3 protein-coding genes and 1 pseudogene are annotated in these 5,219 nt (G+C 71.1%); all 4 read left to right on the top strand.

Annotation, left to right across the window (positions count from 1 at the left end):
* Positions 1-488 precede the first annotated feature (488 nt).
* Positions 489-3,833 carry a nitrate- and nitrite sensing domain-containing protein gene (locus ACIRD3_RS40385; RefSeq protein ID WP_402227112.1) on the top strand — a complete coding sequence of 1,115 codons (3,345 nt, stop codon included), beginning with the start codon at positions 489-491 and terminating at the stop codon, positions 3,831-3,833.
* Between the two features lie 10 nt (positions 3,834-3,843).
* Positions 3,844-4,257, top strand: coding sequence for a roadblock/LC7 domain-containing protein (locus tag ACIRD3_RS40380; RefSeq protein ID WP_030291361.1), 414 nt, complete (start codon positions 3,844-3,846; stop codon positions 4,255-4,257).
* A 161-nt stretch (positions 4,258-4,418) separates the two neighbouring features.
* Entirely contained in the window at positions 4,419-5,078 is a 660-nt protein-coding gene (locus tag ACIRD3_RS40375; protein ID WP_402227111.1) for a DUF742 domain-containing protein, read from the top strand.
* Positions 5,059-5,219: pseudogene (locus ACIRD3_RS40370) on the top strand (ATP/GTP-binding protein); the annotation flags it as partial. The gene ACIRD3_RS40375 and the pseudogene ACIRD3_RS40370, both read left to right, overlap by 20 nt.

The following is a 5,219-nucleotide window of genomic DNA, read 5'->3' as shown; positions in this document are numbered from 1 at the left end:
ATCACCCTCGTCGAACACGCCCTCCTCGCCCGACTCCGCTGACACCGGAACGCGCTCGCCCCCACCCCGGGGGCGAGCGCACGGACGAAGGACGACCGGAACCGACCGGCCCCGGCGACCCGTCCTCCCCACGGGCCGACGGGGCCGCCGCGCTTACCGGCCGGTGTCCCCCCGGGGCACCGCGCAAGACCCGTGTATAAGCAGCGGATAACAGTTCGGTAGGCATTTTGTGATCAACAATGACGCAGCGTGGCGAAACAGCGTCACTCAGCGCCAGATGACCACGGTTTTGCTCCGTCCTGTCGGTGATTGTCCGGATTGTGCCGACGCGGGCGCCGGGCGGCGGCTGTTTGTCCCCCATCCCTGCACGTGCTGAAATTCCAGCTACCCCTGAATCTCCCGCGCCGGCCCGTACGGCAACGGGTCAGGGCCCGGGGGTAGCGCTGGATTGATCCATGGCCGGCAGTCGGCCGAGAGGTAGTTGTCGAGTGAGGCGTAAGCAGCAACCCGCCCCGCAGCGGCGCTCCGAGCCCCGCCAGAGCGAGCCGAACCGTACCCCCGCGGAGCCGGCCGGATTCTCCGCGTTCACTCCCACCGAGGAACGCGTCCAGGCCGCTCCCGCCCCGAACCCCCCGAGCGTCACCGCGGCACCCCGCGGCGGCGGCTCCTCCAAGGGCGGCGACGGCCGGTACGAGTTCCTCCGCCCGCGCAACTGGCGCGTGCCGACCCGCCTGATCGCGATCCTGCTGATCCCCGTGATCATCAGTCTCGTCTTCGGCGGTCTGCGAGTGAACACCTCGGTCGACGGCTACATCAAGGCGTCCCGCGCCGAGAAGACCGCCGAGCTGGCCAAGGCCGCGACCGAGCTCGCGGAAGCGCTGGAGAACGAGCGCGACAAGACGCTCATACCCCTGATGACCAAGCAGGACCCGAACAACGAGGTCGCCAAGCGCCGCGCCGACACCGACGCCGCGCTGAAGGCGTACAACGCCGCCTACGAGGCCTCCGACAAGTCCGGTGAGCTCCCCCGTCGCCACGAGGCCTTCCAGATCCTGGTCGGCGACCTGCCGCACCTGCGGGCCAACGCGTACAACCCCGAGCTGTTCATCAGCGCGACCGCCGCCGCCTACTCGGCGATGTTCGCCCCGCTGCTGGCCTACGACAACTCCGTCGGCCTGGGTTCCAGCAACGCCACCAGCAAGGGCCGCGCGATCTACGCGATCTCGCTGGCCAAGGCCTCCGCATCGACCCAGCGCTCGCTGATGCTGAGCCTGCTGGTCGGCATCTCGCAGAACGGCACCACCCGCTACGAGAACGCCGACGCGACCCAGCAGATCGTGGTCGCGGAGAAGCTGGAGCAGGTCTCCCTCAACGAGTTCAACACCGGTAGCGACCCGGCGGACGCCAAGAAGTACGCGGACGCCCAGGTCACCCTGGCGACCCAGCAGGAGCGCTCGGCCTACAAGATGCCGAACGGCTCGGCGCCCACCATGCAGGGCCTGCTGGCCCTGGCCGCGGCGTACAGCCAGGCGGCCGCCGAGGGCCAGCTGCGCGGCAAGTCCGTCGCCGACGCCGCGTTCAACGAGGCGAAGAACGCCGGTCTGACCCCGGACAACTGGAACCAGGCCGCCAACACCCACATCCAGGCGCTGCGGAACACCGAAGTCCAGCTGCTGGACGACGTCCTCACCGACTCCCGCAACCTCAAGGACAACGCGCTCTACGACGCCATCCTCAACACGGTCATCGTCGTCGCCGCACTGATCCTGGCCGGTCTGCTCACCGGCTACGTGGCCCGCTCGATGATCCTCGGCATGCGCACCCTGCGCAGCGCGGCCCTGGAGATCGCCGACCACCGCCTGCCGGACCTGGTCGAGAAGCTCTCCAAGACCGACCCGGACCGGGTCGACACCTCGGTGACCCCGATCCCGCTGCACGGCAAGGACGAGATCGGCGAAGTCGCCCGGGCGTTCGACCAGGTCCACCAGCAGGCCGTGGCGCTCGCCGCCGAGCAGGCCCTGCTCCGAGGGAACGTCAACGCGATCTTCACCAACCTGTCGCGCCGCAGCCAGGGCCTGATCCAGCGCCAGCTGGCCCTGATCACCGACCTGGAGAACAACGAGGCCGACCCGGACCAGCTGGAGAACCTCTTCAAGCTGGACCACCTCGCGACCCGTATGCGCCGCAACGGTGAGAACCTGCTCGTCCTCGCGGGCGAGGAGGCCGGCCGCCGCTGGAACACCCCGGTCCCGCTGGTCGACGTGCTCCGCGCCGCCGCGTCCGAGGTGGAGCAGTACGAGCGCGTCGAGCTCTCCGGCATCCCGGAGGTCGACGTCGTCGGCGCCGCCGTGACCGACCTCGTCCACCTGCTCGCCGAGCTGCTGGAGAACGCGACCTCGTTCTCCAGCCCGCAGACCCGGGTCATGGTCAACGCGACCCGTCTGCCGGACGGCCGCGTGCTGGTCGAGATCCACGACAAGGGCATCGGCCTCACCGCCGAGGACTTCGCCGAGATCAACGAGAAGCTGGCCGAGCCGCCCACGGTCGACGCCACCATCTCCCGCCGCATGGGCCTCTTCGTGGTCGGCCGGCTCTCCCAGCGGCACGACATCCGCGTCCAGCTCCGCCCGTCCGGCGAGTCGGCCGGCACCACCTCGCTGGTCATGCTCCCGCCGTTCGTCACCCAGGGCGGTGCCGCGCCGGAGCCGGAGGAGCAGTTCACCGTCTCCCGGATCTTCGCCGACCAGGAGCCGAGCGCCGAGTGGGCGCCCGACTCCCGGGCCCGCAGCGCCGCCGAGCTCGGCTTCGACGACCACCTCACCGGCATCGGCAACTCCGGGTCCAGCGGCTTCAGCCCGGCCCTGGAGTCCGTCCAGCGCTCGCAGCGCCTCGACCAGGTCCGCCGCGCGGCCCTGGAGGGCGGCCCGCAGGAGCCGGTGGTGGACGCCGAGATCGAGGACGACTACCAGCAGGGCTACGACCAGTACGCCCCGCAGGACTACCAGCAGGGCTACGCCGACGACCAGTACGGCTACGACCAGCAGCAGGGCTACCAGCAGGACGGCTACGCCCAGAACGGGTACGACCAGTACCCGCAGCAGGGCTACGACCAGCAGCAGGCCTACGGCGACGACCAGTACGCCGACGACCAGTACGGCTACGACCAGCAGCAGGGCTACCGGCAGGACGGCTACGACGACCCGTACGGCCGCCAGGCCCAGGAGGCCCCGGCCGGTCACCCGTACGCCCCGGAGCAGCCCGCCCTGCCCGCCGCCGAGGCCCCCGCCACCCTGCCGTCCGGGCTGCCGCAGCGCCGCCCCGGCGAGCAGCTGGCCGGTGGCGGCCCCGGCAGCGCGCCGGCCAGCCTCGGCCGGCCCGGCGAGAGCCCGAACTGGTTCGCGGGCGCCAAGGACACCTCGGCGCCCGAGGAGACGCGCGGCCACGACGTGTCCTCGCTCGGCGGATACGGCCCGACCGGCCCGACCGCCAGCTCCGCCTGGCAGTCGCCGAACGACGGCAACTGGCAGCGCGCCGAGCAGCTGCGCGAGCCCTCCTCCGCCGGCACCACCGGGTCCGGCCTGCCGCGGCGCGTGCCCAAGCAGAACCTGGTGCCCGGCAACGCCAAGTCGACCCCGCAGGAAGGGCCGCAGGTCTCCCGCAGCCCCGAGGAGGTCCGTGGCCGCCTCACCAACCTGCGTCGCGGTGTGGAGCAGGGCCGCAGCGCCGGCAACACCGGAAGCTTCCGGATCGACCCCGATCAGGTAGACCAGTCCGGAAACGGACAGAACCGCAGCACCGATCTCTTCGGCGGCTCGAACCACCAGGAGCGTTGAGTTGACTCAGATGAGCCAGGCCGCACAGAACCTGAACTGGCTGATCACCAATTTCGTGGACAACACCCCCGGGGTGTCCCACACCGTGGTGGTCTCCGCGGACGGCCTCCTCCTGTGCATGTCCGAGGGCTTCCCGCGCGACCGCGCCGACCAGCTCGCCGCCGTCGCCTCCGGCCTCACCTCCCTCACCTCCGGCGCCAGCCGGATCTTCGAGGGCGGCGAGGTCAACCAGACCGTCGTCGAGATGGAGCGGGGCTTCCTGTTCCTCATGGCCATCAGCGACGGCTCCGCCCTCGCCGTCCTGGCCGCCCCCGACTCCGACATCGGCCTGGTCGGCTACGAGATGGCCCTGCTCGTCGACCGCGCCGGCGCCGTCCTCACCCCCGCACTTCGCGCGGAACTCCAGGGCAGTCTCCTGCACTGACGGTTCGTCGGATACCGTCCAGGTATTCGAAGCACCTCCGCGTCCCTCCCGGGCCCGCTTCGGCGGGCTCGGGTTCGGACGTTGTACGGCCTTCGCACCACCGGCTCCGGACCTGCGCCGAAGCCCGCACCGCACCGCCGCACCTTGTGAGGAGAGGAACCGTGACACCGCCCGACGACCGCAGCGGCCAGTACGGTCTTCCGTACCCTGGCACAGGCCATGACGCCTTCGGAGCACCCGGCGTCGGCCACGGTCAGCAGTACGGCCGGGACCAGTACGGGCAGCCCCAGCACCCGTACCCCGGGCCCGAGGAGCAGTACGGCCAGTACGCCCAGTACGACCAGTACGCCCAGCAGCAGCCCTCCTACGGCGCTCCGGCGCCCGGCCACGCGGCCCCGGCACCGGCGCCCGAGCCGGCCCCCGGGTTCCGGCCGGCCCAGGAGCCCGGACACGTCGAGGAGTTCGAGGACGAGCCGGACTCGGGCCCGCTGATCCGTCCGTTCGCGATGACCGGCGGCCGCACCCGGCCGCGGTACGAACTCGCGCTGGAGGCCCTGGTCTCCGCCGACGTCGATCCGCAGCGCCTGGCCACCCTGCTTCCCGAGCACCAGCGGATCTGCACGCTGTGCACGGAGGTCAAATCCGTCGCGGAGGTGTCGGCGCTGCTCTCCCTTCCCCTGGGAGTGGCCCGCATCCTCGTCGCCGACCTGGCCGAAGCCGGCCTGGTCGCCATCCACCAGCCCGCTTCCGGCGGCGAATCCGGAAACCAGCCCGACGTCACGCTGCTCGAAAGGGTCCTCAGTGGACTTCGCAAGCTCTAACGCGGCCGCCCCCACCCGCGCCACCACCTCCGCGAAGATCGTCGTCGCGGGCGGCTTCGGTGTCGGCAAGACCACGCTCGTCGGCGCCGTCTCCGAGATCAACCCCCTGCGCACCGAAGCCGTCATGACCTCGGCCTCCGC

Origin of the sequence: Kitasatospora sp. NPDC093550, assembly GCF_044764985.1 — a bacterium.
Taxonomy (GTDB): domain Bacteria; phylum Actinomycetota; class Actinomycetes; order Streptomycetales; family Streptomycetaceae; genus Kitasatospora.
The sequence above is the reverse complement of the archived record's forward strand: the minus strand, read 5'-3'. Positions and strand labels throughout refer to the sequence as shown.